This window comes from Secundilactobacillus folii (genome assembly GCF_009720675.1).
Taxonomy (GTDB): domain Bacteria; phylum Bacillota; class Bacilli; order Lactobacillales; family Lactobacillaceae; genus Secundilactobacillus; species Secundilactobacillus folii.
The window spans coordinates 35,586-60,524 of sequence record NZ_WNJO01000009.1 but is presented as its reverse complement, the minus strand read 5'-3'; the positions used below and the strand labels follow the sequence as shown (position 1 = coordinate 60,524).

Annotated in this window: 26 protein-coding genes and 1 pseudogene; 20 read left to right on the top strand and 7 right to left on the bottom strand. The window is 42.0% G+C overall.

Annotation, left to right across the window (positions count from 1 at the left end):
• Positions 1-1,050: 1,050 nt before the first annotated feature.
• Positions 1,051-1,317: a hypothetical protein gene (locus GM612_RS08570; RefSeq protein ID WP_155431966.1), complete on the bottom strand. Its 267-nt coding sequence runs from the start codon at positions 1,315-1,317 to the stop codon at positions 1,051-1,053.
• 204 nt (positions 1,318-1,521) lie between these two features.
• On the opposite strand from GM612_RS08570, the gene GM612_RS08565 reads away from it, so the two are divergent.
• The 5 genes from GM612_RS08565 to GM612_RS08545 all read left to right on the top strand — a co-directional run bounded on the left by GM612_RS08565 (position 1,522) and on the right by GM612_RS08545 (position 4,958).
• The gene (locus GM612_RS08565; protein ID WP_155431965.1) at positions 1,522-1,728 is read left to right on the top strand and encodes a DUF1659 domain-containing protein; all 207 of its coding nucleotides are present in this window, start codon (positions 1,522-1,524) and stop codon (positions 1,726-1,728) included.
• 27 nt (positions 1,729-1,755) lie between these two features.
• Positions 1,756-1,986 carry a DUF2922 domain-containing protein gene (locus GM612_RS08560; protein ID WP_155431964.1) on the top strand — a complete coding sequence of 77 codons (231 nt, stop codon included), beginning with the start codon at positions 1,756-1,758 and terminating at the stop codon, positions 1,984-1,986.
• A 997-nt stretch (positions 1,987-2,983) separates the two neighbouring features.
• Positions 2,984-3,511: a type II toxin-antitoxin system Phd/YefM family antitoxin gene (locus GM612_RS08555; RefSeq protein WP_155431963.1), complete on the top strand. Its 528-nt coding sequence runs from the start codon at positions 2,984-2,986 to the stop codon at positions 3,509-3,511.
• Between the two features lie 186 nt (positions 3,512-3,697).
• Positions 3,698-4,258: a hypothetical protein gene (locus tag GM612_RS08550; protein ID WP_155431962.1), complete on the top strand. Its 561-nt coding sequence runs from the start codon at positions 3,698-3,700 to the stop codon at positions 4,256-4,258.
• A 241-nt stretch (positions 4,259-4,499) separates the two neighbouring features.
• A complete protein-coding gene (locus GM612_RS08545; protein ID WP_155431961.1) occupies positions 4,500-4,958 on the top strand; it encodes a helix-turn-helix domain-containing protein in 459 nt (152 codons plus the stop codon).
• 179 nt (positions 4,959-5,137) lie between these two features.
• Here GM612_RS08545 and GM612_RS08540 read toward each other — a convergent pair whose 3' ends face one another.
• From GM612_RS08540 to GM612_RS08530, 3 genes are all read right to left on the bottom strand, one after another.
• Positions 5,138-5,728 carry a pentapeptide repeat-containing protein gene (locus GM612_RS08540; protein ID WP_155431960.1) on the bottom strand — a complete coding sequence of 197 codons (591 nt, stop codon included), beginning with the start codon at positions 5,726-5,728 and terminating at the stop codon, positions 5,138-5,140.
• A 7-nt stretch (positions 5,729-5,735) separates the two neighbouring features.
• Positions 5,736-5,918, bottom strand: a complete 183-nt coding sequence (locus GM612_RS08535) for a hypothetical protein (protein WP_155431959.1) — start codon at positions 5,916-5,918, stop codon at positions 5,736-5,738.
• Positions 5,919-6,065: 147 nt separating this feature from the next.
• Complete coding sequence (locus GM612_RS08530; protein ID WP_343031862.1) at positions 6,066-6,965, bottom strand: LysR family transcriptional regulator; 900 nt, start codon at positions 6,963-6,965, stop codon at positions 6,066-6,068.
• A gap of 376 nt (positions 6,966-7,341) precedes the next feature.
• On the opposite strand from GM612_RS08530, the gene GM612_RS08525 reads away from it, so the two are divergent.
• From GM612_RS08525 to tnpC, 6 genes are all read left to right on the top strand, one after another.
• The gene (locus tag GM612_RS08525; protein WP_155431958.1) at positions 7,342-8,460 is read left to right on the top strand and encodes a glycoside hydrolase family 3 N-terminal domain-containing protein; all 1,119 of its coding nucleotides are present in this window, start codon (positions 7,342-7,344) and stop codon (positions 8,458-8,460) included.
• 746 nt (positions 8,461-9,206) lie between these two features.
• Complete coding sequence (locus GM612_RS08520) at positions 9,207-9,542, top strand: hypothetical protein (RefSeq protein WP_155431957.1); 336 nt, start codon at positions 9,207-9,209, stop codon at positions 9,540-9,542.
• Positions 9,543-11,039: 1,497 nt separating this feature from the next.
• The gene (locus GM612_RS08515; RefSeq protein ID WP_155431956.1) at positions 11,040-12,452 is read left to right on the top strand and encodes a hypothetical protein; all 1,413 of its coding nucleotides are present in this window, start codon (positions 11,040-11,042) and stop codon (positions 12,450-12,452) included.
• A 391-nt stretch (positions 12,453-12,843) separates the two neighbouring features.
• Positions 12,844-13,026: a hypothetical protein gene (locus GM612_RS08510; RefSeq protein ID WP_155431955.1), complete on the top strand. Its 183-nt coding sequence runs from the start codon at positions 12,844-12,846 to the stop codon at positions 13,024-13,026.
• Positions 13,016-13,378, top strand: coding sequence for an IS66 family insertion sequence element accessory protein TnpB (gene tnpB, locus GM612_RS08505; RefSeq protein WP_155431954.1), 363 nt, complete (start codon positions 13,016-13,018; stop codon positions 13,376-13,378). Before GM612_RS08510 ends, tnpB begins: the two co-directional genes overlap by 11 nt.
• A 139-nt stretch (positions 13,379-13,517) precedes the next feature.
• Positions 13,518-14,936 (top strand): IS66 family transposase, encoded by a 1,419-nt coding sequence (gene tnpC / locus GM612_RS08500; RefSeq protein ID WP_155431953.1) that lies wholly within the window; start codon positions 13,518-13,520, stop codon positions 14,934-14,936.
• 93 nt (positions 14,937-15,029) lie between these two features.
• On the opposite strand, the gene GM612_RS08495 is transcribed toward tnpC, so the two are convergent.
• Together GM612_RS08495 and GM612_RS08490 are read right to left on the bottom strand one after the other, a co-directional pair.
• Positions 15,030-16,073, bottom strand: a complete 1,044-nt coding sequence (locus tag GM612_RS08495) for an IS30 family transposase (protein ID WP_155431952.1) — start codon at positions 16,071-16,073, stop codon at positions 15,030-15,032.
• A gap of 296 nt (positions 16,074-16,369) precedes the next feature.
• Positions 16,370-17,212 (bottom strand): hypothetical protein, encoded by an 843-nt coding sequence (locus GM612_RS08490; RefSeq protein WP_155431951.1) that lies wholly within the window; start codon positions 17,210-17,212, stop codon positions 16,370-16,372.
• Between the two features lie 206 nt (positions 17,213-17,418).
• On the opposite strand from GM612_RS08490, the pseudogene GM612_RS08485 reads away from it, so the two are divergent.
• Positions 17,419-18,422: pseudogene (locus tag GM612_RS08485) on the top strand (IS30 family transposase).
• A 63-nt stretch (positions 18,423-18,485) separates the two neighbouring features.
• On the opposite strand, the gene GM612_RS08480 reads toward GM612_RS08485, so the two are convergent.
• Positions 18,486-18,812, bottom strand: coding sequence for a hypothetical protein (locus GM612_RS08480; RefSeq protein ID WP_155431950.1), 327 nt, complete (start codon positions 18,810-18,812; stop codon positions 18,486-18,488).
• A 681-nt stretch (positions 18,813-19,493) separates the two neighbouring features.
• Between GM612_RS08480 and GM612_RS08475 the strand changes: the two genes are divergently transcribed.
• The 8 genes from GM612_RS08475 (at position 19,494) to GM612_RS08440 (ending at position 24,741) form a co-directional block, all read left to right on the top strand.
• Entirely contained in the window at positions 19,494-19,889 is a 396-nt protein-coding gene (locus tag GM612_RS08475) for a hypothetical protein (RefSeq protein WP_155431949.1), read from the top strand.
• 185 nt (positions 19,890-20,074) lie between these two features.
• Positions 20,075-20,497: a hypothetical protein gene (locus tag GM612_RS08470; RefSeq protein ID WP_155431948.1), complete on the top strand. Its 423-nt coding sequence runs from the start codon at positions 20,075-20,077 to the stop codon at positions 20,495-20,497.
• 266 nt (positions 20,498-20,763) lie between these two features.
• Positions 20,764-21,123: a hypothetical protein gene (locus GM612_RS08465; RefSeq protein ID WP_155431947.1), complete on the top strand. Its 360-nt coding sequence runs from the start codon at positions 20,764-20,766 to the stop codon at positions 21,121-21,123.
• Positions 21,124-21,746: 623 nt separating this feature from the next.
• Positions 21,747-21,878, top strand: a complete 132-nt coding sequence (locus tag GM612_RS12685) for a zinc-ribbon domain-containing protein (protein ID WP_155431946.1) — start codon at positions 21,747-21,749, stop codon at positions 21,876-21,878.
• A gap of 237 nt (positions 21,879-22,115) precedes the next feature.
• Positions 22,116-22,418: a hypothetical protein gene (locus tag GM612_RS12230; protein ID WP_173021255.1), complete on the top strand. Its 303-nt coding sequence runs from the start codon at positions 22,116-22,118 to the stop codon at positions 22,416-22,418.
• A gap of 72 nt (positions 22,419-22,490) precedes the next feature.
• Complete coding sequence (locus tag GM612_RS08450) at positions 22,491-22,913, top strand: transcriptional regulator (protein WP_216644514.1); 423 nt, start codon at positions 22,491-22,493, stop codon at positions 22,911-22,913.
• Positions 22,914-23,069: 156 nt separating this feature from the next.
• Complete coding sequence (locus GM612_RS08445; protein WP_155431944.1) at positions 23,070-23,783, top strand: hypothetical protein; 714 nt, start codon at positions 23,070-23,072, stop codon at positions 23,781-23,783.
• On the top strand, positions 23,764-24,741 hold the full coding sequence (locus tag GM612_RS08440) for a serine hydrolase (RefSeq protein ID WP_155431943.1): 978 nt from the start codon (positions 23,764-23,766) through the stop codon (positions 24,739-24,741). The genes GM612_RS08445 and GM612_RS08440 overlap by 20 nt, the downstream gene beginning before the upstream one ends.
• Positions 24,742-24,939: the final 198 nt, after the last annotated feature.

The window sequence follows — 24,939 nt, the reverse complement described above, 5'->3', positions numbered from 1 at the left end:
TATAAAGGTCATTTAGTTGATTAGCATGTCTGGATAAATTGGAGGAGTATTAAGTTGAAGACATGGAAAAAAGTCTTGTGGACTATTTTAGGCGTCATTGTAATTTTGGTACTAGTCAGTGTTGTTTACTTTTACGCTGGTGGGGCTAAGTAGAAGGATTACACGGGTTTAAACAAAACTAGGCCGCCAATCAGCACTCGAATTTGAGCGATGATTAGCGGCCTAGGGACTAAAACTATTCTGTTTCGATTTTAAGTTTACATGTCATTATCTGACTGACTTACTTTGAGCGAGAAGGCTCAATTGCATGGGTTAACTGTGCGGTTGGTTTTTTTTGCTCTTTTTTTGCGTCGTTTTGGGATGGCTCGCTACTGCAACATAGCCGAAACGTGTTCCGAAAGGCAGAGAGTTGCATCTAAGGCAATTCGGTCACAAAGCCCAAGCCCAGGCTTTCTGCCCAAATTGCCTTAGACTCCACTCTCTAACCGCCTTTCTCCACACTCTATTTTACATAGCCGAAACGTGTTCCGAAAGGCAGAGACCTGCATGTAACGGATTCTGGTCATAAACCCAGGGAAACCACCTGGCTTTCTGCCCAGACTCCGTTACACTCCGGTCTCAAACCGCCTTTCTCCACACTCTACTCTTATATAGCCGAAACGTGTTCCGAAAGGCAGAGAGTTGCATCTAAGTCAATTCGGTCACAAAGCCCAAGCCCAGGCTTTCTGCCCAAATTGCCTTAGACTCCACTCTTTAACCGCCTTTCTCCACACTCTATTTTACACAGCCGAAACGTGTTCCGAAAGGCAGAGACCTGCATGTAACGAATTCTGGTCATAAACCCAGGAAGCCCACCTGGCTTTCTGCCCAGACTCCGTTACACTCCACTCTCTAACCGCCTTTCTCCACACTCTATTTTACATAGCCGAAACGTGTTCCGAAAGGCAAAGAGTTGCATCTAAGGCAATTCGGTCACAAACCCAGGAAGCCCACCTGGCTTTCTGCCCAAATTGCCTTAGACTCCACTCTTTAACCGCCTTTCTCCACACTCTATTTTTTGTACTCATCCAAATCCAACACAATAAAACTCACCGTCTGACCTGGCTTTGGTTTTAACTCCCACGGGGCACTTGGCACCGGTAACTCGTCGTTTAACTTTGCTAGAGTCTCTCCCGCCATTCTTGCCGCCTTATCCGCCGCATCCGCGTCATTATTGCCCATTACCTTGACACCCGGGATGTCTGGAATCGTGATCTCAACGTGATTTATCATCACCGTTGGATCGAAAATTGCTGGATATACTAGCCGTTGCGCCATTTTGTTGCCTCCTGTATCTTTCTTGTTTTCTCTTTTATTTCGATTTAGTCGTGTCTGATTTCCACGAACTTCTCTATTCTACCGAAGTTCCTCCTGTATTTCAAAAAAATTCCCAAAATGGTTTACACTTTGAGCCGCCAGATTGTTTGTATAAGTGTAAGGCGTTGGCCAACACTTGCAAAACTAAAAACTGGAGTGATTTTGATGAATACCACTTGGAACAAGACCAGCTTAACTTTAATGATGCTCGACCCTAACAATAAGAAGGTTCGCTTCACTTACAGCAACTTGATCGAAAAGCCTTCCGACGACCAAATTGCCAAATTCGCCGCCGTGATTGCACAACTGACTGGTACCGTCTTCGTATCAGCAAGCATCGCAACCGTTGACGACAAGATCCAAACCGTTTAATTCAATCGACTAAAGGAGAACTAGACTATGAAGAACGAAAAGACCGTACTGCAATTACGTTTCAAAGGTTCAGATGACAAGACTCACACCTTCAACTTTCCTAAGGCGGTTCCCGGTTTAACCACCGAGACGATTGCCGACGCCATGACTACGATTGCTACCCTGAACCTCTTCAACCGCAAAGGTGTTAGCCTTTACGCTCAGATGATCAGCGGCGCATACGTAACCACGTCAACGCAAGAACTCTTCGTCGCTTAATCCGTACCGCCCCCAAATTTATTTTCCATCACTATGAACGGTCCGGGGGCGATATTAATGAAGCAACAACGAATCATCGCCGCAATGATCTTTTACGCGGCACTGCAACTGAAGAAACCAGAGTTGATCATGATAGCTTTGAGTATGTGGTCAATTCGATAGAGTGCGAAAAAACTCGGGTAGATTCCAGAGTATAGCGCCGAAAAGGGGGGATTTCCTGAACTTGGGAAATCTCCCTTTTTGGCGCTATACGGCCGGAATCTGAGTTTTTTCGCACGTTTCAGCTAGATAAAAGCCTTAAGATTGAAAGCAGAAAGAACTGCCACAGCTAAATACCGTAGAATTACCGCAATTTTTTTCCACTTTCAACAATCAACTCCCCCAAAAGTGTCCCAATATTTTCCATTTTGAGTCTCATATTTAAAAAAATTGGGAAAATGGAGAACCTTTAATAGCGTTAATTTAATTTTCGGGTTACACTAAGGGAGGTTAGAACGATAGCGTCGTTGTGGCCAATTGTTTTTATCTGAAATATTTCCCCCATAACGATATTTCAGATGATGTGTAAGTCCCCAACCGTATATTCATCAAGCATAGGGCGTCACGATTGGAGAAAACAATCGTCATTTGAGTTGTACACCACGTAAGTATTATGGGTATATCCTTTGTGATACATACGATGAACCTGCGATGGTAGGTGAACGGCATCGAATGCGACCGATTGCGTGACCACAAAAAGTGACACATTCTTCGGTCTGGCGAGCTGCAACAGCTTTCAGGGCCCGTTGCAGCTTTACCCAAATTGACCTTCGCTCTTATTAAGTTAAGGAGAGGGTCTTTTTTTGTGGCCTTTATTAGGGAAGCATTTACTGGCAAATTCAGTTGAATTGAAGTGGCGACCAAAATAGCACAGATTTTTTTACATCTTACTGACACCAATCCCCGATGCTTTGCGTAGTTAACCTTGTAAGACAAATCATAAAGTGAGGTTAACACGATGCATCTATTAGAACCCGAAAGAGAACCAATTCCAGAATTTTTGACGTATGCTGGTTTGATCCGTCATAATGGCGAGTCTGAACCGCAATACCAACTGTACTTACCAGTTTTCGACATCACGGTCCGCGGGACATCGATCTATGAAGTCATTGAACAGGGGCGCGAATTACTGGGGGTCATGCTGATTGAAAAGGTACTGGACGGCGATGAACTGCCAGCCCAGGCCACCATGACGCCGATCGCTGCCATTGACGAAATGCCAACCTTTATCAACGTGGAGATCAGCCGTTACAAGCACCTGATCAAACCAAAGGAGACGCGGATTTTCCCAGTCCAGGCACTGCGGCAGCCAGAAGCGTTTCTGTCTCAGGTGTTTGATCTGCAGCCGGTGTTCATCACGGAACACGGCCGTGGCGCCTACGTCATTGTGTCGATGCGGGATTTCGATATGTATCAAAATGCCGTTGGAATGGTGTTAGATAAAAGTAAAATGGATGATACCATGGCGGACTTGAACCTTGAGTGATGCCGGTGGAGACTTACTGGTCGATTAAGCTCAAGGGTATTTGCTATCAAATTTCTTCTTATAATAGGGACTTTTCATTGAAATTACACCCGTTGTGTCCTATTCTTAGGATGTAAGTTGTGTAAAATCTAACTGCCGACAAAACGGTGTCTGGCACTGCGAGTAGGCGCAATGGAGGGATTATTAATGGCACAGAAATATGTTTCAGAGATCAAACCATTGAATGAGAAGGCAATCGGTACCGCTGCACACGGAACCGCAGAGTTCATTGAAGATGGCGACACACTTCATATCACCATTGAGATGTTTGACACGCCAAAGAACATGCAGCATTGGGAGCACTTCCACGGTTTTCCAGAAGGCAAGGATGCTGAGCCCGCAACCATGGCTCAGGATGCCAATCATGATGGCGTTGTGGACTTACCGGAGACGGAGCCCGTTTCGGGGACGACCATGGTGCCGTTTGATGCTCAGCCGCACGAGATGAACATTCCTAACGATTCTTACCCAGTGTCAGATGATCAGGGGCACTTTAAGTATGAAAAAGACGTGCCACTGTCAGCCTTGAAGAAGCAGTTCAAGGAAACCTTTGGCACGGACGACTTGGAGCTGGACAAGCGTGTCATTTACGTCCACGGTGTTCCAGCCGACCTGAAGCTGCCAGACACGACTGGTGGTAATTTGACCGACAAGTATGATAATCACGTGACACTACCAATTGCGACAGGAAAGATCACAAAAGCATAGTTAAATAGATATCGTTAGGAGGCTGCCGAATTTTGGCAGTCTCTTTTTTTCGCTTTTTTTGCCAATTCCTGCGTAGTTAGTTCTAAATGGAATGAAAGGTAGAAATTCTAAATTAGAATATTATGTTATAATATGCTTGATTCGAATAATATTAGATGGATACACAGGTATGATTCGGCAATCATGCCCGACGACTATGTGTTTGATTGGCAAATCTTGATGAACTTAAGGGGTGTAAGATATGCAGACTAAAGAAGCGCTAATGAAGCTGAGAGAATTTGAAAAAGAGCTTAATAACACGCCAATGGGAACCAATAAATTCCACCAAATTAGTGCTGCAAACGATGCCTTCATGTTCGCTCATATTTTTCCGAGGGATTTTTTCTTTATTGCACTTCATCTCGGCCATCAGATTACAGATGAAGAGACTGCCGAATTAATTGCAGCATCATACAATGGCACTGACATCACCGAAGTGTTAAATCTTAGCCCAGACGATAAAACGCTGCTGAAGTTCAAAATTGCGCGTCGCAAAAGTGGCCTGACTCAGCAACAAGTTGCTAACAAAACCGCCAATTTCTCCCAAAGTCAAATCGCAAAAGTAGAATCAGGCAAACTGCGGATCACAATGACACGCTGGGCGGAATTGTTTAATGTACTGGGTGAGGCACCGCTGATTCAACTTAAGTTGGTGAAATAGGAAACGAAAGTGCAATAAAATTTGTTTTGCCACCAGAGAACAGTAAATAGCGTCGTGGATTCCCAGTTTGGAATCTACGACGCTATTTGGATTTTGACCAGGGTTCAAGTCTTGGGGCACATTTTAAGTCGAAAACGGAACCGGTTCGATACTTCCCAATATTGATTTTGTCTCAGCCTTTATTTAACTTTAACCCCAAGTAATTCCGCCAGCACCGGTGCCTGATACGCACTGATCACGAGTCCTGGCAAATCCTGTGGCAATAATTCCAGTGAGTCCACCTCACTATCCGAGACGTTTAAACCTTTTAGTTTAGTCCCTAAAAAGCTGGTTTCATCGAGCACGCAATCAGCCATCACGAACCCCTGTTTGAAGGTGATATCCCGAAAATAGGCCTCTTTAAAACTGGTATTTTCTGCTCGGCAGTGAGTCATTTGTGAGTTACTAAAGTTAGCGTACTCCGCCTGACAGTTGATAATTGCATTATCCTTCCAGCGGTTGTCAATGAAGTTGGCGCCCATTAAACTGCAATCCTGAAAGGTATCCCGGTACATAATGCTTTGCGCGAAGGTGCAATTCGCAAAGTTAGTATTTTGAAAATGGCAGTCCAGCCATTCCCCACCCGTGAAGTCGGTCTGTTCAAAGCGGCACTTGGTAAACGGCACCGCTGAGACCGCAATTTTTTGATTGGAAGGCGTAAAAGTGCAGTTTTCGTATTGTTCACCCTCGACGATAGCGTCAAAAGCGAGCGTCTGATCTTGAATTGTCATAGCGTACCTACATCACTTTCTGCAGGATTCGCATGGCAATCTGTAAGGCGGCGATGCCAAACGCGGCAAAGGTGCACAAACCGAGCACACCGATTTCCCAGCGAGTAGCTTTTTTAACGAAAAACACAATGGTAGCAATCAGAAAAACAATGCCAACCACGATTAGAAATCTAAAGATTGTCCAGTCCAAAATGAGTACTCCTTTTTACCGATTGAATGATTGTTTTCATTATACCGTGTGAGGGATAGGGGAACAATTAAGAATTGGATACAAAAGTGGCTGGCATAGAAAACTGAGTAAGACACCACCGCTTTAAATCGAGACCAAAGCTCCTAATTATTTTCGCACCAACAAAGCCTCGGGATACTTCTCACCCACAAACGTCTTGATTTGTTCCAGCATACGTTGCGTCGAGGGGGCTTTGGCTTGGACAGCATTCGTGGCCAAGCCAATTGACCGGTAAAACGGGTGCTCGAACGGGTAGACGGCCACATTCCCATTTAATTTCTGGAGGGCGAGTTCAGGCAGAATTCCCAGCCCCAGCTCGGCTTCCACCATGGCGATGATCGACTGGTCATCAATGGAGAAGTGGATCAGGTTGGGCTGAATGCCGTAGTAGTCCAAGGTGGCCTTGGTATCACGGTCGTAATCGCCCGGTTGCAAAATAAAGTCGCGGTCTTTCATATCGTCTTCGGTGACCGACTTCTTGTTCTTGGGTACGAATCCCTTGGGTGCCACGCAGTAGATCTCATCTTTGATCAGCTGGTCCACTTGCAGGTTTTCGTTCACCGGCAGCACGACAAAGCCCACATCCAGTGTACCGGTCTTAACGTCTTGAACAATGTCGTTTAAGCCAGCCTGAACGACCGAAATGTCAATTTCTGGATATTGCTTTCGAAACGATTGAATGATTGGTGGCAGCCAGTTGATGCAGACGGATGAAAAGGCCCCAATTCGGATGGAACCGGCGTTTAAGCCATTAATATCAGCTGCCTCTTGTTCTAAGCGAGCCTGACTGTTTAAAATTTCTTGAATAACAGGCAGAATTGTTTTGCCATTGGATGTTAGTTCAGCGCCGGATCGTGAGCGGATGAAAACCGGAAAACCAAGTTCATTTTCAAGCTGAGTGATCGAATGGCTGATGGCGCTGGGTGTCACGTTGAGCTTTAGCGCCGCCTTTTGAAAGGTACCTTCTTGAATGACGGTACTGAAGACTTGGTATGCAAAGGGTATGATGGTGAGAACCTCCTATAGCTAGTGTGCGGTGTCGAATGATTGGGTGTTAAATGCAGGCTAAGTAGCCTGTCCGATATATTATTCCCTACTTTAGATGAACTAAATTCATCTAATCTTGGATAAGTTGTCATCTATTAATTTTAATGATGAGTATAGCACAGATAGTCATAAATTTTGAGTTCATACTATAGTTAAAAAGTGCCAGATTATGTGACAGAAAAACTAACACAGCAACTTCGCCCACCAAAAACACTTTGTCTTCAAGTAATATAGCCACCCGAAAATTGATACACATAAAACTAATAAAATCATTATTAAATGGAATCCCCATATTATATAATAAAGTTAATCTTAATATAGATGGGAGATTCACTACATGGGAAAATGGAGACGATTCACACTGGGCGCATCATTAGGGGCGGTTGTCTTGACTGCCGGGATCCTCATGACACAGCGGGTGCAAGCGAAGTCGACCGCCACGTCACGCATTGATTACCGGCTTAAGCACATGACCGAAAACGAGAAAATCGGTCAGTTGTTTGTGACGGGGGTTTCAAACGACAGCGCTGCTACCCGTGCTAACATCAAAAAGTATCACTTAGGTGGCATTATTTTGATGGGCAATAACTTTGTGGGTAGCCGATCATCATTCAAAGCGCGTCTGCGAGGTTATCAAAAGGTTGCTAAGGTACCAATTTTCATCTCCACGGATCAAGAGGGCGGCACCGTTTCGCGTTTAAGTGCCAACAAGGCGATTTCCGGTCATAGTTATTACTATTCACCAAGGCAAGCTTATCAACACGGCGGAATGAAGGAAGTTCTCAAGATCTATCGGCTGCAGGCCAGAAACATGCGGGATCTAGGAATCAATTGGGACTTTGCGCCAGTGGCGGATGTTGCTACCCACAGCAGTAATTTCATCTATCCGCGAACCTTCAGCAAGTCTTACAAGGCCACTGCTAACTACATTAAGCAGGTGGTGCCAGCGATTCAGCGATACCAAGTGGGCGCCAGCCTCAAGCACTTCCCGGGTTACGGTTCTGCCGCTGATACGCATACGGGAACAGCAGTGGTGAACCGCTCACTCAGCAGCTTTAAGTCCAAGGACTTTTTGCCATTTAAAGCAGGTATTAATGCTGGTGTGGACTCAATCATGGTGACTCACATTATCCTAAAGAAAGTGGATCCATATAGGCCAGCATCTTTGTCGAAAAAGGATGTGTCCTTGTTGCGAAATACACTTGGGTTCAAGGGTGTGATTGTGACGGATAGCCTGCAAATGGGTGCAGTAGGCAACTACGTCACTAAGCACCACGTGTACCGAGATGTGCTAGCTTTTAAAGCTGGCAATGACGTTCTACTGACTAGCGATTACAAGAAGGGCATTCCAGAAATCAAGCGGGCTATCGCTAAGAAGCAGATCTCAATGAAACAGGTAGATGCTAGTGTGCGGCGGATTCTGGTGATGAAGGAAAAATTGGGGATGCGTGTGTAGTGTTCTTTAACTGGTTGGAGAGTATTTCGTTATTTAGTCAATAAATTTAGATATTGCTTGGGGAGGCTTGTTACTTCATTCAAAACGATAATTTAGCTGGCCTTTTGAAGTGCCTCATAATTAGTTAGACATAACCTAACTATTATGAGGCACTTCACTTTTTAATTTATTGCAGATTCTAGTTATCAGCTATGTTAAAAAAACAAAATTAAGTATTCCCCGAATTTAAAATCTGAGTGCAACAGCTCAAAATAAAAAAATGTTGGCTTAAACTAAGTTCGCTAAAGCCTAAAAAGTACATTTCTATAATCAAGTCAAAGAATAAGCACCCCAAGAATTATGAACAACCCAATACAGAAGAAAAGTATGAAATTTAAGGCTCATTTAAAACTGTAAAGCCCTATAAAGACTTTTCCGTGTCTAGCATCATTTTGTCAAGAATAGTAAAATTCTTCATAACAGCATTCCCAAAGCCCGCTAGTTATTCTTCAAGACGTTTTGGATCAAGAACTGTATCTAACTCTTGACTAAGCAATCGTCATTGAACTTTTTGAAGCCATATTAAAAAGCTAGTTATCTGTTTGATTTCTCCCGTGAGTCGTACTTGGATCGAGAGCTTAGACCCATAAACTCTTAATTTTTAGGGCAATCAGTATAAAATGGTGTATAATTGGTTGTGGTTCAATACAAATATTTAAAGAAAGCTGTGAATAGTTTTGCCTAATGAACAGAAGTCTAGGAATGATATGATAGCAATAGTTGATGAAATAATAATTAATAACGACTTTTTCCTTCCGCGTGAAATTGAAAAGGAGGTTAATAGAGTCAGTGTAGAATCAGAATCTACCCACATGCAAGAATTAGTTCAAGAACTACATCAGAAGACTGGGGATCCTGCATATAGTTTTTCAGTGGATGAATTCAATCATAATGTTCAGAATAAATTAAAAAAGATGTATTTAAAAACAAAAAGTGGGAAAGAAGATCCTGATAGATTCAATGAAAAAATGCTGATCACAATTACACCTATGAGCGAAAGAAATGACAACTCTGGAAAGAATATAGATGTGATTTTTAACTGACAAATTGTCAACTCGAGTGCAACTTTTTTATCTAAATAAACCTCAGATAGTTTTTGCCAACATAAGGGCTTGCGGAGTATGTTATTAAGCTGTTCAGCGACAGACGCAACTTTTTCGTCACTCTGTAGATTTAAGCCCGTGTTCTTCGAAAAACACTTGTGAATCAGACGGCTGATATGCGGGATTGAGACACATGCGGGCTCAGGAAAAGATCTTATTATCTAACTCACGCGCCTGTGCATGATAACAGGAGAATTCTGTTCCACGATTTGGGGTAATTGTTCCGACACGAGTACTTGGTTGAACACCAAATAGTCTGGCCATTGAGTTTTAACACTGTTATCAGTCAATCTTGATAATCCTATAGATAACAGGAAGTGTGCTCTTTAATCACCGAGCTTGAATGATGTTGGACGTTCATGTTCACCGCGTAACGTGCCACCTTCCAAGGGTTGTAATAGCTTCGATCTTTTGCCGAATTGGTCGTTCATAAATGCCTGGTACATCATTAAAGTAAACACAATGCTCGTTAGAAATTCCTTTAACTTTGTACATTTTACGGTGATGTAGCTAATAGGGGTTAACTCATGGGCAACTCAACTTTTAAGCGGCACACAGAGATTATGGCCGTAGATAACACGCTACTATAGATAGCTGAATAACTAATGTACGTTGAATTGTTGTCTGTCTAAGTCGTCCTGAAATCTGTTCAGTAACCCAGTGTAGGTCAACGATATAGCGGATGATGTTTTTAGTGATTGAATTGTCCGCTAGAATCCGATGATGAACAGAGTGCTCGCGGAATATTTGAGACCAAGCTTATTCTATCTACCGTAGAGTAGGCATGCCAACCGCATTGCGAGGAATTCCAGGACTGACAATACTCTTAAAATCGCCAATATTTTCGGCATTAACGACTAAAAGTATTATCAAAACTTACTTCTTTAAGAATCTCTTCAAATTTTTTAGGGTCAGATGTTTGTATAGATTCATTCGAGTTTTCTTTGTAAGTGTTGTTGTGGTGATTTTATTTTAAAAAGACTCCGGTTGTGGGCTTTTTATTTTTCCCCTTTCCACTTCAATTATCAATTTTTCGATCAAAAAATTTTAGATAGGGATTACTAAAAATTAAGGGTCTTTAACAATCGAGAAGACAGGCTTAACTGCGTCAAGCGAATGAATATGATGACGTCTTAATATTACAGAATATAATGCATTATATGGTATTAGTGAAGCCTAAAACATGTTGCCACCAGGGCTTTAACTATATTACGGAATTGTTTCAAATTGATAAAATTATTGCAAGTCAACAACAAATGGAGCCGTTTTCTTGAAACGAAAAATTGAGTGGGCTATACTCGACCATAGAGCGAGGAACTCGATATGCAATGTTTAATTGATGGTGTTTGTCATTAAATTACTTAACATCTGGTTGAATATTGTGTATACTGTTATTGCTTGGTGAGTTACATAAATATATGTTTGGAGGAATTACACATGCAAGCAAGTTTAAAGAAATCTCTTTATTTAGGCTTAGCTGCCGTCTCATTCGTTGCCGCTGCCGGTGCAGCCACAACTAATGCTTCAGCTAAGACTTATGCCAAAGTAACATCAAATGCTACTTTGACCACGGCCGCTACAGACCGTAACGTTACTTTAACTGGTACCAATGCCGTTTATACTAAGGCCGGTACTTTGAAGGGTGCTAAGGTTGTTGCATCTACTACCACTGCTAAGAAGTTAAGCACTTCTAAGAATGGTTCAGCTAACTTCCGTGCATACCGTGTTGCTACTACTAACCGTGGCTCAGTTTACTACAAGGTTGTATCATTTGATGGTGCATACCGCGGCTGGGTTTATGGTGGTACCAGCAAGACCGCATTTAACGGTGGTGTTGCATCATACGCAACCACTAAGGATCAAACTAACAACACTTCAACATTTACTTTGACTGGCACAACTTCAGCAACTAAGAACGATTTATTCTATACTAGTCCTGCTTATGCTCAATATAAAGTTGGTCGTTCAAAGGCAGTTACAAGCACTAGTTCATATGCAAACGAAAAGCTTACATTCAGTGCTACTACCCAAACTTCACGTGAAGGTGACACCTGGTACAAGGTTGCTACTGTAAATGGTAGTACTACTGATCCAGCTGTTGGTACTTGGGTAAAGGCTTCAAACGTTAAAGACGACAGTGCTTTGAACGCCGACACTCAAGTTAAGGTTGATGTTAAGGATGTCGCAACTGGTTCTGTAGTTACAAGTTTTAACTACACAACAACTTCTGCTAAGGGCAGTGGTAGCGATGTAACAGGTGATGTATACGCAAATGGTAGTGTAAGTAAAGGCTTGCAAGATGCTACAACAACTGCATTAAAAGGCAAGGGTTACACAGTTAATCCAGGTGATTCCGTTAATGCTTTAAGTAATGTTAAGGCTGGTTCTACTGTGACACTGTATGCTACTAAGAACACACAGAAGACTTCAAAGGTTACAGCATATGTAAGCTATGATGGTTCAATTGCCAATACCAAGACTATTACTGCTGTATCTGATACTACTGAACCTAGTGAGAGTGCTGCTCAATTTAAAGTTATTGCACCTACTAATGGTGAAACAACCTTATTTGCGGGTACTGAGGGTGAGTCATTTACTGCTGATCAAGCTCTAGCATTCTTAAACGGTAGCTCATACTATAAAGAACTTAAGTCGCCTACATTTAAGGGTGATGGTACTGATGGTACTGATGCAACCAAGACTTACCAATATGTATTGACTCCAGCATCTGCAAAGGCTGGTACATTTGGTACGCCATTTGAAGCACAATACAATGCAACTAGAGTTGAAGTAACTACACCATCTACTTCAACTGGTAGTACCACTAACCAAGGTAATCCATTTGCTTAATGAGTTAAATATATAGAATAAAAGTTCTCCGTTTAATAAGAACTTTTTCAAGATTGAATCTTTAGTTGATTCAATCTTTTTTTGGCTCTTTGTCAAATGGTGTTGAAAAGTAATTTTTAAGGCTCTTCGTCAAATATCCTAAAGTAGAAGTATCAAAATTACGACGGTAATTTTGATACTTCTTTTTGTATACTCAAATTGAGGTTGAGGTCGTCAACTTTCATGAGCTTTTAGCTCGAGCGTCAAATTGGCCCATTAAGCAACAGACTGCTGAGTTTGATTAGGATAATGGTCTACAAGATCGTATGTAAGCACAGTACAACCGAACGTCTATAAATGCACTTAACAGAGCAGTATGATCATCTTATCAATTATGATGAGGTGATTTTTTATGACTAAACTTCAAGATGTGGTTCAAATTAAACTGGATCAACCTAAGTCGAGTAAACCAACTACGCCTACCAAGGCTTTTCAAATGCGATTGAGTGAGAATAAATCGTTAGTCGTTTACAACTACGTTAATGGCTATATTCTGGATGCCCTCCTAAAGGCGGTGTTTAACGATGTTAATTGACGTTCGCAAACTGAACGGTATCTATCTAGTTTGTGGCAAAACCGATCTCCGTCGTGGCATTGACGGATTAGCCCGAGTTGTCACTGAACAATACGAACTAGACCCATACGATAAATCGCTGTTCATGTTTTGTGGGACCCGCAAGGATCGCTACAAAGCGTTGTATTGGGATGGTGATGGCTTTTTATTGTTGTATAAACGAATTGATAATGGTCGGATTCAATGGCCAACTAATCAAAATGAAGTTAAAAGGCTGCATACCAAACAACTAACCCGATTACTTTCAGGTTGGGCGTTGGAATCTTCCATTCAGCAAATTACGCCACCAAAAAGTAGTAGGCAATCTGGTTAACTCGTAGTAAAATCATATCAACACATAAACGAACGGTGGTGGTATGTTTGGCAACGACGGAAGGACTCTTGGCGCAAGCACTCAAACAAAATCAACAACTACTTAAGCAGATTGAGGAGCTGTCTGAACGGTAGCTTACCTGACCCGTAAATTATATGGTCATCAGTCAGAGAAGCTAGGTGATCCTAATCAAACCTCGCTATTCAAAGACGATCCTTTCATGAAACCAGAGCAGACTGGTGAACAAAGCGAAGTCCCGACGTCAGTCGGTACTATTGAAAGACGTCCACGGCGAAAACGTGTTGAAGTTAATACTGCCAACTTACCACATAAAGAAGTCGTGATTGATAAGCCTGACCAGCATTGTGAGTATGGGCATGAATTAGTGCGAGTCGGTAAACAGTTTAAACATCAGCAACTTATCAGTATTCCAGCCCACCATTACGTAGAAGATATCTATGAGGCCACCTACAAATGCGTTGACTGTGAACAGTTAGATGGTGATAGCCATTTTTATCATGGTCATGCACCCCAATCACTGCTGGCGCATAGTTTAGCGTCACCATCGATGGTCACTGAGATCGCCTATTTCAAGTATGAATTAGGTGTACCACTGTATCGCCAAAGAAATTATTGGCAGCATCAGGGAATTGATATCAGTGATCAATGTATGGCTAACTGGATGATTAAGGGTGTCGAAATAATCAAGCCGGTCTACCAATTACTACATGAACGCTTGATGGCTCAGCAGTTTTTACAGGGTGATGAAACGCCCTATCAGGTTCTACGCGAGCCTGGTAAGGCGGCCACCAGTAAATCATATATCTGGTTAGCTCGTACGATTCGTCAGGTAGAACACCAAATGGTGTTCTACTATTATTCAGCGAGTCGAGCTGGAGCGGTAGCCCAAAAACTATATCGTAACTTTACTGGTGTCCTCCAATGTGATGGGTATCAGGGCTATAACCGAGTAGCGGATTCAGTCATTCGAAGTGGGTGTTGGGCACATGTCCGGCGTAAATTTTTCGATGAAGCTCACGTTGATCCACATCACTTCAAGACTTCTAAAGGATTAACGCTGATCACGGAAATGTTTAATTGGGAGCGGCAATGGCAGGGATTACCTAGCACCGAACGGCTTCAACTTCACCGATCCAAGTTGAAGCCTTTGATCGAAGCATTCTGGGCTTGGTGTGAATCAACTGATCTATACGCCAACAGTCGCTTAAGGAAGGCCATCGCGTACGCGCTTGGCCAGCGGACGGCCTTGAATCAGGTGCTGAACTTCGGTGAATTAGATTTCACCAATAATGCCTCGGAACGCAATGTGAAAAGCTATGTCATTGGGCGCAAGAACTGGTTATTTTCTACCAACCCCAAGGGTGCTGAGGCCAATGCCATCTGGATGACGTTGATTCAAAGTGCCAAAGCGAACGGCGTTAAGCCTCGTGATTACATGGAATATTTACTAAAAACTGTGTCACAGTTGCCAACTTTCGCAAAAGAAGCACAACTGGAGGCTTGTTTACCATGGAATTATGAGCCTGAGCCCTTATGAGTAGCCGAATAAAACACAAAACGGACTACCTCAATTATGAGGAAGTCCGTTTTGTGTTTCAATACGTCCGGTTGTAGTGTGCTTACGTTGCTTTTAACGTAGTTTTAATTGAAACGGTGAAAAGAACTCAAAAGCTTCACTAGCACTCAGGTAGTTCAAGGATTTCCGTAAACGGTGATTAAGAGCATCTTGAACTTGAGCGATGTAGTGTTCATTGTAAGCACGCAGTGATTTACCTTTGGGTATAAACTCTCGAATCAAGCCGTTTTGATTCTCGTTACTGCCACGTTCCCAAGGTGAGTAAGGATGGGCGAAGTAGATCTGTGTCCCATCAACTTGGTTCATTAAGGAGAATTCACTACCGTTGTCAAAGGTAATCGAGTGAAACTTCTCAGTACCGTATTCATTAAGAATCGCTTGAAGAGTGTCACGACAGGTTTCAGCGTGATAGTCTGGAATTTTGACGATAATTTCAAAGCGACTCAAACGTTCAGTCAAAGTCATCACAGCGGGTTCACTAGTGATTCGCTTACCTTTGACTAGGTCGACTTCCCAGTCACCAGATGTTAGACGATTATCGATGGAATCCGGGCGTTCATCAATGGAAGTTCCCAAGTTTTTCTTATTCACGCGTGCATGGACTTTACGAGTGCTTTTAACACGTCGTCGAAGCTTGGCTGGCAAGTCAGTATTATCCAAATCAAGCAGACCCATGTCGATGTACCGATAAACGGTTGGCGTTGAGGGGCATGGCTTGTCTGGATGATTACGCCGAAACCGGTGAACGAAGCTATCGACACTATCAACGCGGACATACGTTTTGAGCGTTTTACAGAGCATTGAAAAGAACAACCAGCACCGCTGTAAAAGTCCTTTAGAATGAGAGTTAGCACGGTGTTTGAGATAGTTAGCTTGACCAGCAACAGCGTAATATTGGTAGTAAGGCAAATAATCTGAATTAAGCTGACGAACGGTGCCACGCTTGAGTTCGCGACTGATAGTACTAGGGCTTCGATGAAGTCGTTTAGCAATCTCACGAATAGAATAATGATCTTCATGAAACGCTTGATTAGCGCCTCTTTCGGCTTCTGACAGTTGTTGGTAGGTACGAGTGGTGGTAGTATTTACTTGGGTCATGGAGAGGCTTCTTTCTTTATTCGTCGATGTTTAAAGTGTAGGTCTCCATGGCCTATTTGTGTACCTAAAATATTTTACTAGATGTTGCACTTCAATTTTAAATCCGGGAGCAAGAAAAACTTACCAACAACAGATATTATAGGCCCCCTTTTGCGTCTGCTAATATATAATAAAAATATCTATTGCTAATAGGCAAGAGAACTTGTCTACCAACAACAGATATCTTAGAGCCGTTAAAGTATAGGTCCCCATTGCCTATTTGTGTACCTTACAGGTGCTGCACTTCGATTTTAAATTCAGGAATTATTTTTCAAGGACCAACTATCTATTTTATTTGCACTGATGGTTCCATCCTCAGAAAGAATTTCACTCGGAATTATATATGTTTGATTTTGTAAATTAATCTCATAGTCAACTGGCCAATCAGCTTTCTTATTCGGGCTTATATAGAATTTGTTACCTTTCTTTGAACATTTGGAATTTGAAGTATAATATCGTAATTTAAAGGATGACTCACTAAAATTATTGGGAATTAGGATTGAGTACTTAGTTTTAAATTTAAAAGCCTTAGAAACTTTTTGCATGATGATATTATATATAGCTTTTAAATAGATTTGTCTGTGCATATCCGACAAAATATGGTCACCAATGGGATATTGTAACATCGTTATAATAAACGTATCTAACCAATTTAATGCTGAATACTCAACGCAATAAGAACATTCTTTTTTATCTTCATTAGATTGTACTTGCATGCTATCAGAGTTTTTATATGTGCTTTTGCGATTATGTACAACATTATTTCGCAAATCTAGTATTAAAGCATATAAAGACTTGAGCATCTTTTCCTCATCTGTTGAGTCCTTCATTTTATTTCTTTTTTTCCTAAAGTATTCGTCATCCGAATCATCATAAAGACTTGTCACAAATTGGTCGTAAAGATCAAAAGTGAGTATTGTCTGTATGACATTATCCATTGAAGTGAAAATCTTGTCAGAAGCATCGATGTACGTGTCGTTTGTCACTATAGTTTGCTTGTCTAGTATTGAAATATTCCGATATTCTATTTTGTGGAGCCATTTATGACTAGCAAAATAACAGTACATATTTTGAGTGTATTCTTCATCTTGAAACTTCATATTTAACCTTCCTTAACTTTTTAAAACCAGAGAAAACATTAACAATCTTGAATCTCTTAATTAGAACTATCTCAGATACTTTCCTGAGTTTAAACTCTAAGTGCAACACTCATTAACTAGACCAAAAGGCCATGATGACCCATTGCTTATAAGCAACCACGCAAGTAAGAAAGTAGGAATCCATCATGACCTAAATTCAGAATACCATGCCTAGACACTACAAACAATTATCGATCAGCGAACTTGGTCAGATTGAGGCTTTCAGGTCTCTCCAACCGGCCATGTCGATATCCGAAATAGCTCGACGTTTAAACCGCAATAAATCGACTATTAGTCGGGAGCTTCAACGCGGGACAACGCATCAGATGATTACCAACCGACGGCTGGTAATCAAGTATTTTGCTGATACTGGTGCTGCTATCTATGAGCGTAATCGTGCGTTGTGTCACCCCAGAGCACGCCTTGAACAGTGTCCAGATTTCTACAAACAGCTTGTGGCTGCATTGCATCAACGTCCACGAATTTATAGTGTCGATACTTTTGTTCACTGGTATAAGTCTGCTTTTACTGACCGCCTCTGTCCATCGACCCTCACAGTTTATCGAGATATCGATAACGGGCGATTAGCACTAAATAATGTAGATTTGCCAATGAAGCTTCGTCGCCGCGTGAAACAATCAGGCAATGCTCATTCTCGCCTCAATAAGAAAGTGCTGGGGCCTTCAATTGAAAACCGCCCATCCAGTATTGAGGAACGCATTGAGATTGGACATTGGGAAGGCAATTTGGTAAAAGGTAAGAAAGTTGAAGATGAGCATGCCCTTATGACTTTGACTGAGCGTAAAACACGTTTTGAGATCATCCTCAAATTGCCTAAATTTCACGCCGATACCTGTCTTCATGGTTTAGAAACAATCTTGGCCGACTACGGGGCAGAGCACTTCAAGTCGATTACGTTTGATAACGGTAGCGAGTTTGCACAGTTAGCCAATATTAGCGGGACGGAAATTTACTATGATCATCCCTACTCACCTTAAGAACGTGGAACCAATGAACATGCCAACGGTCTTATCCGTGAGTTCATCTTGAGGGACGATCACTGGACAATTATGATGTAGTTGATATTCAGCAGATTCAGGACACCCTCAACAATCGTCCAAGGCGCCTACTGGATTATCAACGGCCCAGTGACCTGATGTACGAACTGTAAATGTAGCTGTACCAAATTATAAGAATAGTGAATCATCGTTGCACTTGATTTGACAATTGAGGTCTAAATAATTTTCATTTCTTCATTGATATATTCTAGGGTCTGATTAAGTAATTTTTTCTTAATCTGGCTCTTTTCATTCTCATTGACATTTTTGAATTCAAATCTTATACACGGATCTACATAGCCCGTTAGAAACTTCTGTGCTGATTCATACGCATGATATTTAGCCGCAAAAGCAATTATGCCCGTAGTTATGGCATTAATGAAGCTATCTAACCCGATTACATCATCAGATTCGAGCGAATAAAGTTTATGATGATCAAAGACCTCATAGAAAAGAATTTCAAGTGAATAATTTGGGTTGTCTGTGTCTATTAAACTTAACATAATTTTACCTCCTCATGGTTATTGCGATCAGGTACATTGTTACACATTTATTGCTGATTTACAATATATATTTTCACGTAAATGAAATTGGTTTGTCTATATATGTTGACATAAAAGTAAACAAGTGATATTCGTTTTTAATACTCATCACAATATTTATAATAATTTCTAACCAATTTAATTAAAAAGTATGCACAATAGCTATTATCAATATGAGCTACGGAGAGCTTGAACCGACCTAGTGCCAATGAAAATTAATTGATAAGCAAAGTTGTGGAATCCAAAAAAATCGAGTAATCTAAAGGTTTTCCAAGTAGGTTATTGACAGCATCTTGACTGCTGTAATGTAACATTGGTCGTAAGTGTGTAGCGATTTATCTTTAGAAATGACCTCCCGAGGTAAATCATTCTGTTTCTAATTAGAGCCTCTTTCCCAAATTAATAGGAATGAGCAAAGTACAGTTGATTGTTTTTAATTAGATACAGATCGTTATGTTGGCATGGAGATAGATTTTTACTGTTAAATATACAATCGATGATGTTTGTTATATTGTATCTCTCAAAACTGTGATTTTAATGGGCATCATCATACATAGGAAAATGCGGGATTACCAACCGATTTGAGCCTTGTACAGAATCAAATTAGGTGTATTATTGATAACGTATGGGAGGATAAAGCATATGAAAAAATCACTCTTGGTTACAATTGGATTAAGTGCCGGACTATTTGGGGCAATGACCATGTCTAATCCGACAGCAAACGCATCTAAAGTTCACCAGGGTCTGCCTAAGGTGCTGCGTCACACCAGTTGGCGTGGACGATCGTACCGCGTGTCAACACGGCTGAAATTTGGAAAGTCAACGATCGCAGTGGAACCTTCACATGGTACGGATCCACAGACTACGTATCACAGTAAGTATAAGTATCTGGGACACCATGAATACTATATTGCCGGTCGTGTTTATGAGAATGCACCCCAAGGCGGGATTGCTTGGCACTATAAAGTTAAGTGGCATGGTGCACACAGAATCTATGTGAAAGATGACCGGGGCATGAGAGGAACTTATCGTCGGTAATGTACCATTATCTGTACGTTAAACTTAAAAGGGTAAATAATCGGGTGCAAGTTTGGTGTATTTGTTAGAAGGGAGTCTAACAGTACTGATTGATGCTGACTGGTAATCATCTAGGGAGATTATCGATGCCGTCTCTTAGGACTTGCACTTTATTGTACGATTTGGATAATTTGGGAGAATTCAATATGAAAAAATCAATGTTAACTGTAATGGCGGTTGCTGCGGGACTTGTCGGTGGCGGTTTGATTGGTAATGGGACAGCTCATGCTGCAACTTGGCATCGTGGGACACCAGCTAGTGTTCGCGGACAATGGGTTTATCATTACCGACAGGGTGGACTAGATGGATATCGCTTTTATAAGTACCACATTACTAATTTTGCTTCTTTATTGGTCGATACTAACATGACTTCGCTTCGATACGCACACTATGGACGTCATTATTATCGAATCAAGGGTGTGTATAAAGCTAACAGTTACCATCCAAGAGTCAAAGGCGATATCTTGGTTTATCGTAAGGGAAATAAGTTAAAAATGGTGGAATATAATCGGTATATTCACAACCACCATAGTACTAAAGGGGTTAGCGCCATTTTTCATCGTGAGTAAGGGGTTGTTACTGTTCTTACCTGATTGAATTAGTGGCTAATTTACTTGTGAAAATCGGTTTGGCTAAGAATTATTTATTTTGAAATTTAAGCTATTTTGAGCGACTCTGGGGCTTTGATCTCAGAGCCTTTTTGTCGAGCTGTTAATAAACTCACAATTAGTACAAAAGAGTATTGTAGTGGAACTTATTATTCATTAAAATATAGGTATATGGTTATTAAAGGAAACTATATAGCTATAAATTATTTTTGGGAGGTTTTAGAATCATGAGTTTAGGGAAGAATATTGGCGTTGGTGCGCTGGCGATTGGTCTTGGATTTTCCGGTATTTCCGCTGTTCAACAACCAACAACTGCGCAGGCACGGATTCGGATTCACAGTTATAAGCAGGCTGAACGGGCAGTGGCTCGAAAACATGGGCACTATTTCCATGGACGCTATTACATATGGACAGTGATGGGGACTTACAGCCATGGTCACATTAAGTATCTCATGCGGCATCATGGTCACTGGGTATATTGGGTTCGTGGGATGGACTATTATGGTCAGAAGCATCGAAGCGCCGGTTCTTACTGGGGACATGACTATTATGTTTACTTGAATGGGCATGTTTCGTCGCGGTATTAGATGATGAAAAGGTTAACTATCAGAAGTGCTGTCGTGGTGATTATTGGCATTTGCCTGCTGTTTTTGGGGGCGTTTAGTCTTCAAGCAAAGGCTAAAACAGTCAATTCAGCAACATTTCCATCTTGGGTCAGAGGCAGTTGGTATGAATATCACCCTGGGGATGGCTACGCCAAAATCACCTTTTCAGCCACAAAGATAAGGGAAACCAAGGCACCAGGAATAATGTATAGTTATCTCACTGAACATGACTCTCAGGGGCATTTTGTTGGTCGTAGGCCGGTGGAAATACAGGGTCGCAGATTTACGGCGTTTACGTCACCCACTTCTCATCACGGTCGGGCGTCAATGGTATCTGGGTATTGGCGAATCAGAAAAGCCTACGTCAAACATAGATGGCGCACGGAGCTATGCAGCTCAGGTGGCGCCGGCTGGGATATTTGGGACACCTATGCATTTAGAAGCAAAGTTCATTACCAGGCTAAATGGATGTATCCATCCAGGTGGTGATAAAGGGGTCTGATCACTCTGGTAATCTTGGAGGATGAAGGAAAAGCCGTTTTGTCCAACTGCATTTCATATTGAAATCCGATTTTGCAATATGGAAAGTGAGGGGAAATGGTGACATGAAAACGGAAAAGGGAAAATTTTGTACCAACTGTGGTGCGCTCCTTAGCAAGGACGCCAAATTCTGCACGAATTGTGGGGCAAAGCAGCCGGAAGATGATGTCGAGCCAGCTAAAACGACGAGTGCGTGAACTAAACGAACAGGAAGCTCCAAACAAAAACCTCAGGGGAATGTGCTAATTGGCGTTGCTGTCCTCGTGTTGATCTTTCTTGGTGTGATGGCGTTCTCAAGCTCGCATTCCAGGAGCACAGCTAGCTCTCCAAGTGGCCCTTCTCAGGCGACGAAGATTATTAATAAGTGTCAGAATTACTCGATTGATTATCTTAATGCTGAATTGGAAGATCCTAATACTGCGTCGTGCACCTTAATGCATAATGACACGGATGATTCGTATACGTTCTCCTTGAGGCATGAAGGCCAGGATGACGACTTCATCGAGTTTTATTTGGCGAAAATACACTTGGCGGATGATAACTACATGTATGCAATCTACGTCACTGGACCGCAAAGTATGCTGGATGATAACAGGTATTTTTATCCCGACTCACAGCATTGTCCAATAATTTTTGTTGACAACTCTTCGGAACCTGTCGATATTGATTCAATTGAGAGTAATTTTGATATCAGCGAGGTTAAGGACTTTAATATGAAGGTGGAAAATCAATATTAAATGTCGAATTAGTATCCCGTAATGGTACCTCGTTTCATACTTCAATTAATGATGGTTAAGAGGGTGGTAGCAATGGGAACCACGGTCAAAACAATTAACGAAACCTACAAAATTCGCGGTGAAGAAGTTAAAATTTCTGCCAAAGCAAAGTTTGATCTGGAGACAAATGAACAAATATTTGATGAAGGCCTTGATGATCAGGCGCTTACCAGCGCTTTTGATAGTTATCGTGAATGGCATCATATGATTACACCAGAGAGAATTAGAGCACTTCGTCAGTTTTTCGGATTATCTCAAGGGGACTTTGCCGCGCTATTGAAATGGGATCCTACTACTATTGCTATATACGAAACTGGTTCGTTACCGGATGCAGAAAAGAACCAGTTACTATTATCACTGGAATCCAACCCTAGTATGGCGGTGTCACTGTATGAAGACTCAAAAATTAATTTGACGGCGCAGGGCCGAGAGGCATTTGAACACCACACTCAATGATCCTTTTAGACGAGACTCGGTGAATAATTTATTCCTGAGTCTTTTATTTTTCAGGAGGTTTTCCATCCATTATGCCTCCTCCCCAAATTGAATTAACCCTAGAATTAGACTATCATAATACTGAATTATACTTTACATATTCTGGGAGGAATAGTCATGAGGAAAGTATCACTATTGGTTAGTGTTTTGGCAATGACAACACTGGGATTAGCAGGTTGTGGCAGTTCTCACGCTAATTCGAGTTCGAATAAGGATCAAAGTAAGATTTCAGAAGATGAAGGCGTTATCAAGACGGCGCGTGATTTGAATGAAAATGGTCAGTACAAAGCTTCGAATAAGGCTTTAAATGGAATCCAGATTACTGATCTAAGTAAGAAAGGGTATGGCTCGCTCAAAACCGAGTATTTCCAGATTCAAAAAAGTAACGATGCCTTTCTGCTGAAACAAGGGAAGAAGCAGAATCAAGCCGCTGCTAATAACGGCTCCACCAATCTGAACACGAATGACAGCTTTTCTAGTTACCCGAAGTTCGTTGGCGACTACTCGTTTTACAATTATGATCCGGACCGTCAGCAAAGTGATCTCTCCATTGATTCAGATGGCACGGTGGTTCAGCAAAACACGGATGGCACGAGCTTTCACGGTGTCGCCACAATTTCTGCTTACAGTCAAAGCGGCATTCTGTCATATGATGTGACGTCTGGCACCAACGACACCAAGTCGATCAATTCGAACGTCAAGATCGTGGTCACCTGGAGCAACGGCGAAAATGAGACTTACTACGGCTATACCTCTTACGATAATGGGGCTGTTTTGACCGATGGCAAGTCCTATAAAGGAGATCTGGTTAATGAAGTCTGGGTTCAGTAAATTAACCGGGATTGTCATCATTGTGGCGATATTACTGAGCGGCTGTGCGGCAACCAAGCACGCTAAGCAGACGAGAAAGGCCCGCACGCAGTCCAGTCAAGTGTCAGCCAGTTCGTCGTCTTCAAAGTCGGCGGTTAAGAAGCCAAAAAGGTCGTCGAGAATGTCAAATGCACAACGGCAGATTCGCACGATTGAACAGCGCACAGTGACCTCAGCTTCTGGCCGAACTTCGGTCTATGTGAGGAACTTACAAACCAAACGACCAGTTGTGATGCATAATCGCCAGCAACGTTCAGCGAGTGTGATCAAGTTGTTTATCATGATTGCTGTATTTCGCCAAATCAAGCTCGGCCGTTTATCTGCTAGTCAGATGGTGACGATTCCTAAGCAGGACCGGGTCGGTGGAACGGGTGTGCTGGCAAGCCAAAGTACCAAGCAGCTTTCGGTGAATCAGTTGCTGACGTTAATGATTCGCAATAGCGATAATACGGCGACCAACGTGTTGATTGACCAGTTAGGCGGTTTGCGGCCCGTTAATACTGAGATCCAGCGGCTTGGCTGCACCCAAACAGTGCTGCAGCGAAAAATGCTGGACTACCAGGCATTAAAGAATGGCAAGGATAACTTAACTTCCGTGGCTGACGTTGGCCACGTTTTGGGTAAACTGTACCAGCATCAAATTCTGGGTAACCCGTATGATGCTCAAATGCTGCAGCTTCTTCGACACAATGCGAATCAGAGTAAGATTCCCACTTTGATCAATCAGAAGGCCATTATCTACAACAAGACTGGCGAATTTCCTGACTACGGCGTTCAAAACGATGCCGCAATTGTTAAAAAGGGGCATCAGGCTTTTGTAGCGGTCGTTTTGTCTGAAAATGGTGCGCAGAATCGGCAGATTAAAGCGATGCAGCAACTTGGCAGACGGTTGTTTGGGGTGGTTTTTAGTCATGAGTAAATGAACGGACGGGTATTAAGCTCGAAATAACTTCACTAATTGTTTCTCAATCGGGCTCTAAGTTTGTAAAATTTCATTGATGTTGAGGCACTTCTGGGAAGTGTCTTTTTTGTGCCATTCACTCATAAATTAAAAGAGTTTCATAAGTACATACATATATCTAGGCAAACTTTGGAAAGTATTCCACAATCTGTAGGA

Excerpts from the sequence above, each read along its gene's own strand:
- tnpB (WP_155431954.1), top strand. The coding sequence starts at position 13,016 with ATGTTAATTGACGTTCGCAAACTGAACGGTATCTATCTAGTTTGTGGC.
- GM612_RS08510 (WP_155431955.1), top strand. The coding sequence starts at position 12,844 with ATGACTAAACTTCAAGATGTGGTTCAAATTAAACTGGATCAACCTAAG.
- GM612_RS08570 (WP_155431966.1), bottom strand. The coding sequence starts at position 1,317 with ATGGCGCAACGGCTAGTATATCCAGCAATTTTCGATCCAACGGTGATG.
- GM612_RS08465 (WP_155431947.1), top strand. The coding sequence starts at position 20,764 with ATGAGTTTAGGGAAGAATATTGGCGTTGGTGCGCTGGCGATTGGTCTT.
- GM612_RS08495 (WP_155431952.1), bottom strand. The coding sequence starts at position 16,073 with ATGACCCAAGTAAATACTACCACCACTCGTACCTACCAACAACTGTCA.
- GM612_RS08450 (WP_216644514.1), top strand. The coding sequence starts at position 22,491 with ATGGGAACCACGGTCAAAACAATTAACGAAACCTACAAAATTCGCGGT.
- GM612_RS08525 (WP_155431958.1), top strand. The coding sequence starts at position 7,342 with ATGGGAAAATGGAGACGATTCACACTGGGCGCATCATTAGGGGCGGTT.
- GM612_RS08565 (WP_155431965.1), top strand. The coding sequence starts at position 1,522 with ATGAATACCACTTGGAACAAGACCAGCTTAACTTTAATGATGCTCGAC.
- GM612_RS08550 (WP_155431962.1), top strand. The coding sequence starts at position 3,698 with ATGGCACAGAAATATGTTTCAGAGATCAAACCATTGAATGAGAAGGCA.
- GM612_RS12685 (WP_155431946.1), top strand. The coding sequence starts at position 21,747 with ATGAAAACGGAAAAGGGAAAATTTTGTACCAACTGTGGTGCGCTCCTT.
- GM612_RS08560 (WP_155431964.1), top strand. The coding sequence starts at position 1,756 with ATGAAGAACGAAAAGACCGTACTGCAATTACGTTTCAAAGGTTCAGAT.
- GM612_RS08490 (WP_155431951.1), bottom strand. The coding sequence starts at position 17,212 with ATGAAGTTTCAAGATGAAGAATACACTCAAAATATGTACTGTTATTTT.
- GM612_RS12230 (WP_173021255.1), top strand. The coding sequence starts at position 22,116 with ATGCATAATGACACGGATGATTCGTATACGTTCTCCTTGAGGCATGAA.
- GM612_RS08440 (WP_155431943.1), top strand. The coding sequence starts at position 23,764 with ATGAAGTCTGGGTTCAGTAAATTAACCGGGATTGTCATCATTGTGGCG.
- GM612_RS08520 (WP_155431957.1), top strand. The coding sequence starts at position 9,207 with ATGATAGCAATAGTTGATGAAATAATAATTAATAACGACTTTTTCCTT.
- GM612_RS08555 (WP_155431963.1), top strand. The coding sequence starts at position 2,984 with ATGCATCTATTAGAACCCGAAAGAGAACCAATTCCAGAATTTTTGACG.
- GM612_RS08470 (WP_155431948.1), top strand. The coding sequence starts at position 20,075 with ATGAAAAAATCAATGTTAACTGTAATGGCGGTTGCTGCGGGACTTGTC.
- GM612_RS08480 (WP_155431950.1), bottom strand. The coding sequence starts at position 18,812 with ATGTTAAGTTTAATAGACACAGACAACCCAAATTATTCACTTGAAATT.
- GM612_RS08445 (WP_155431944.1), top strand. The coding sequence starts at position 23,070 with ATGAGGAAAGTATCACTATTGGTTAGTGTTTTGGCAATGACAACACTG.
- GM612_RS08475 (WP_155431949.1), top strand. The coding sequence starts at position 19,494 with ATGAAAAAATCACTCTTGGTTACAATTGGATTAAGTGCCGGACTATTT.
- GM612_RS08540 (WP_155431960.1), bottom strand. The coding sequence starts at position 5,728 with ATGACAATTCAAGATCAGACGCTCGCTTTTGACGCTATCGTCGAGGGT.
- GM612_RS08515 (WP_155431956.1), top strand. The coding sequence starts at position 11,040 with ATGCAAGCAAGTTTAAAGAAATCTCTTTATTTAGGCTTAGCTGCCGTC.
- GM612_RS08545 (WP_155431961.1), top strand. The coding sequence starts at position 4,500 with ATGCAGACTAAAGAAGCGCTAATGAAGCTGAGAGAATTTGAAAAAGAG.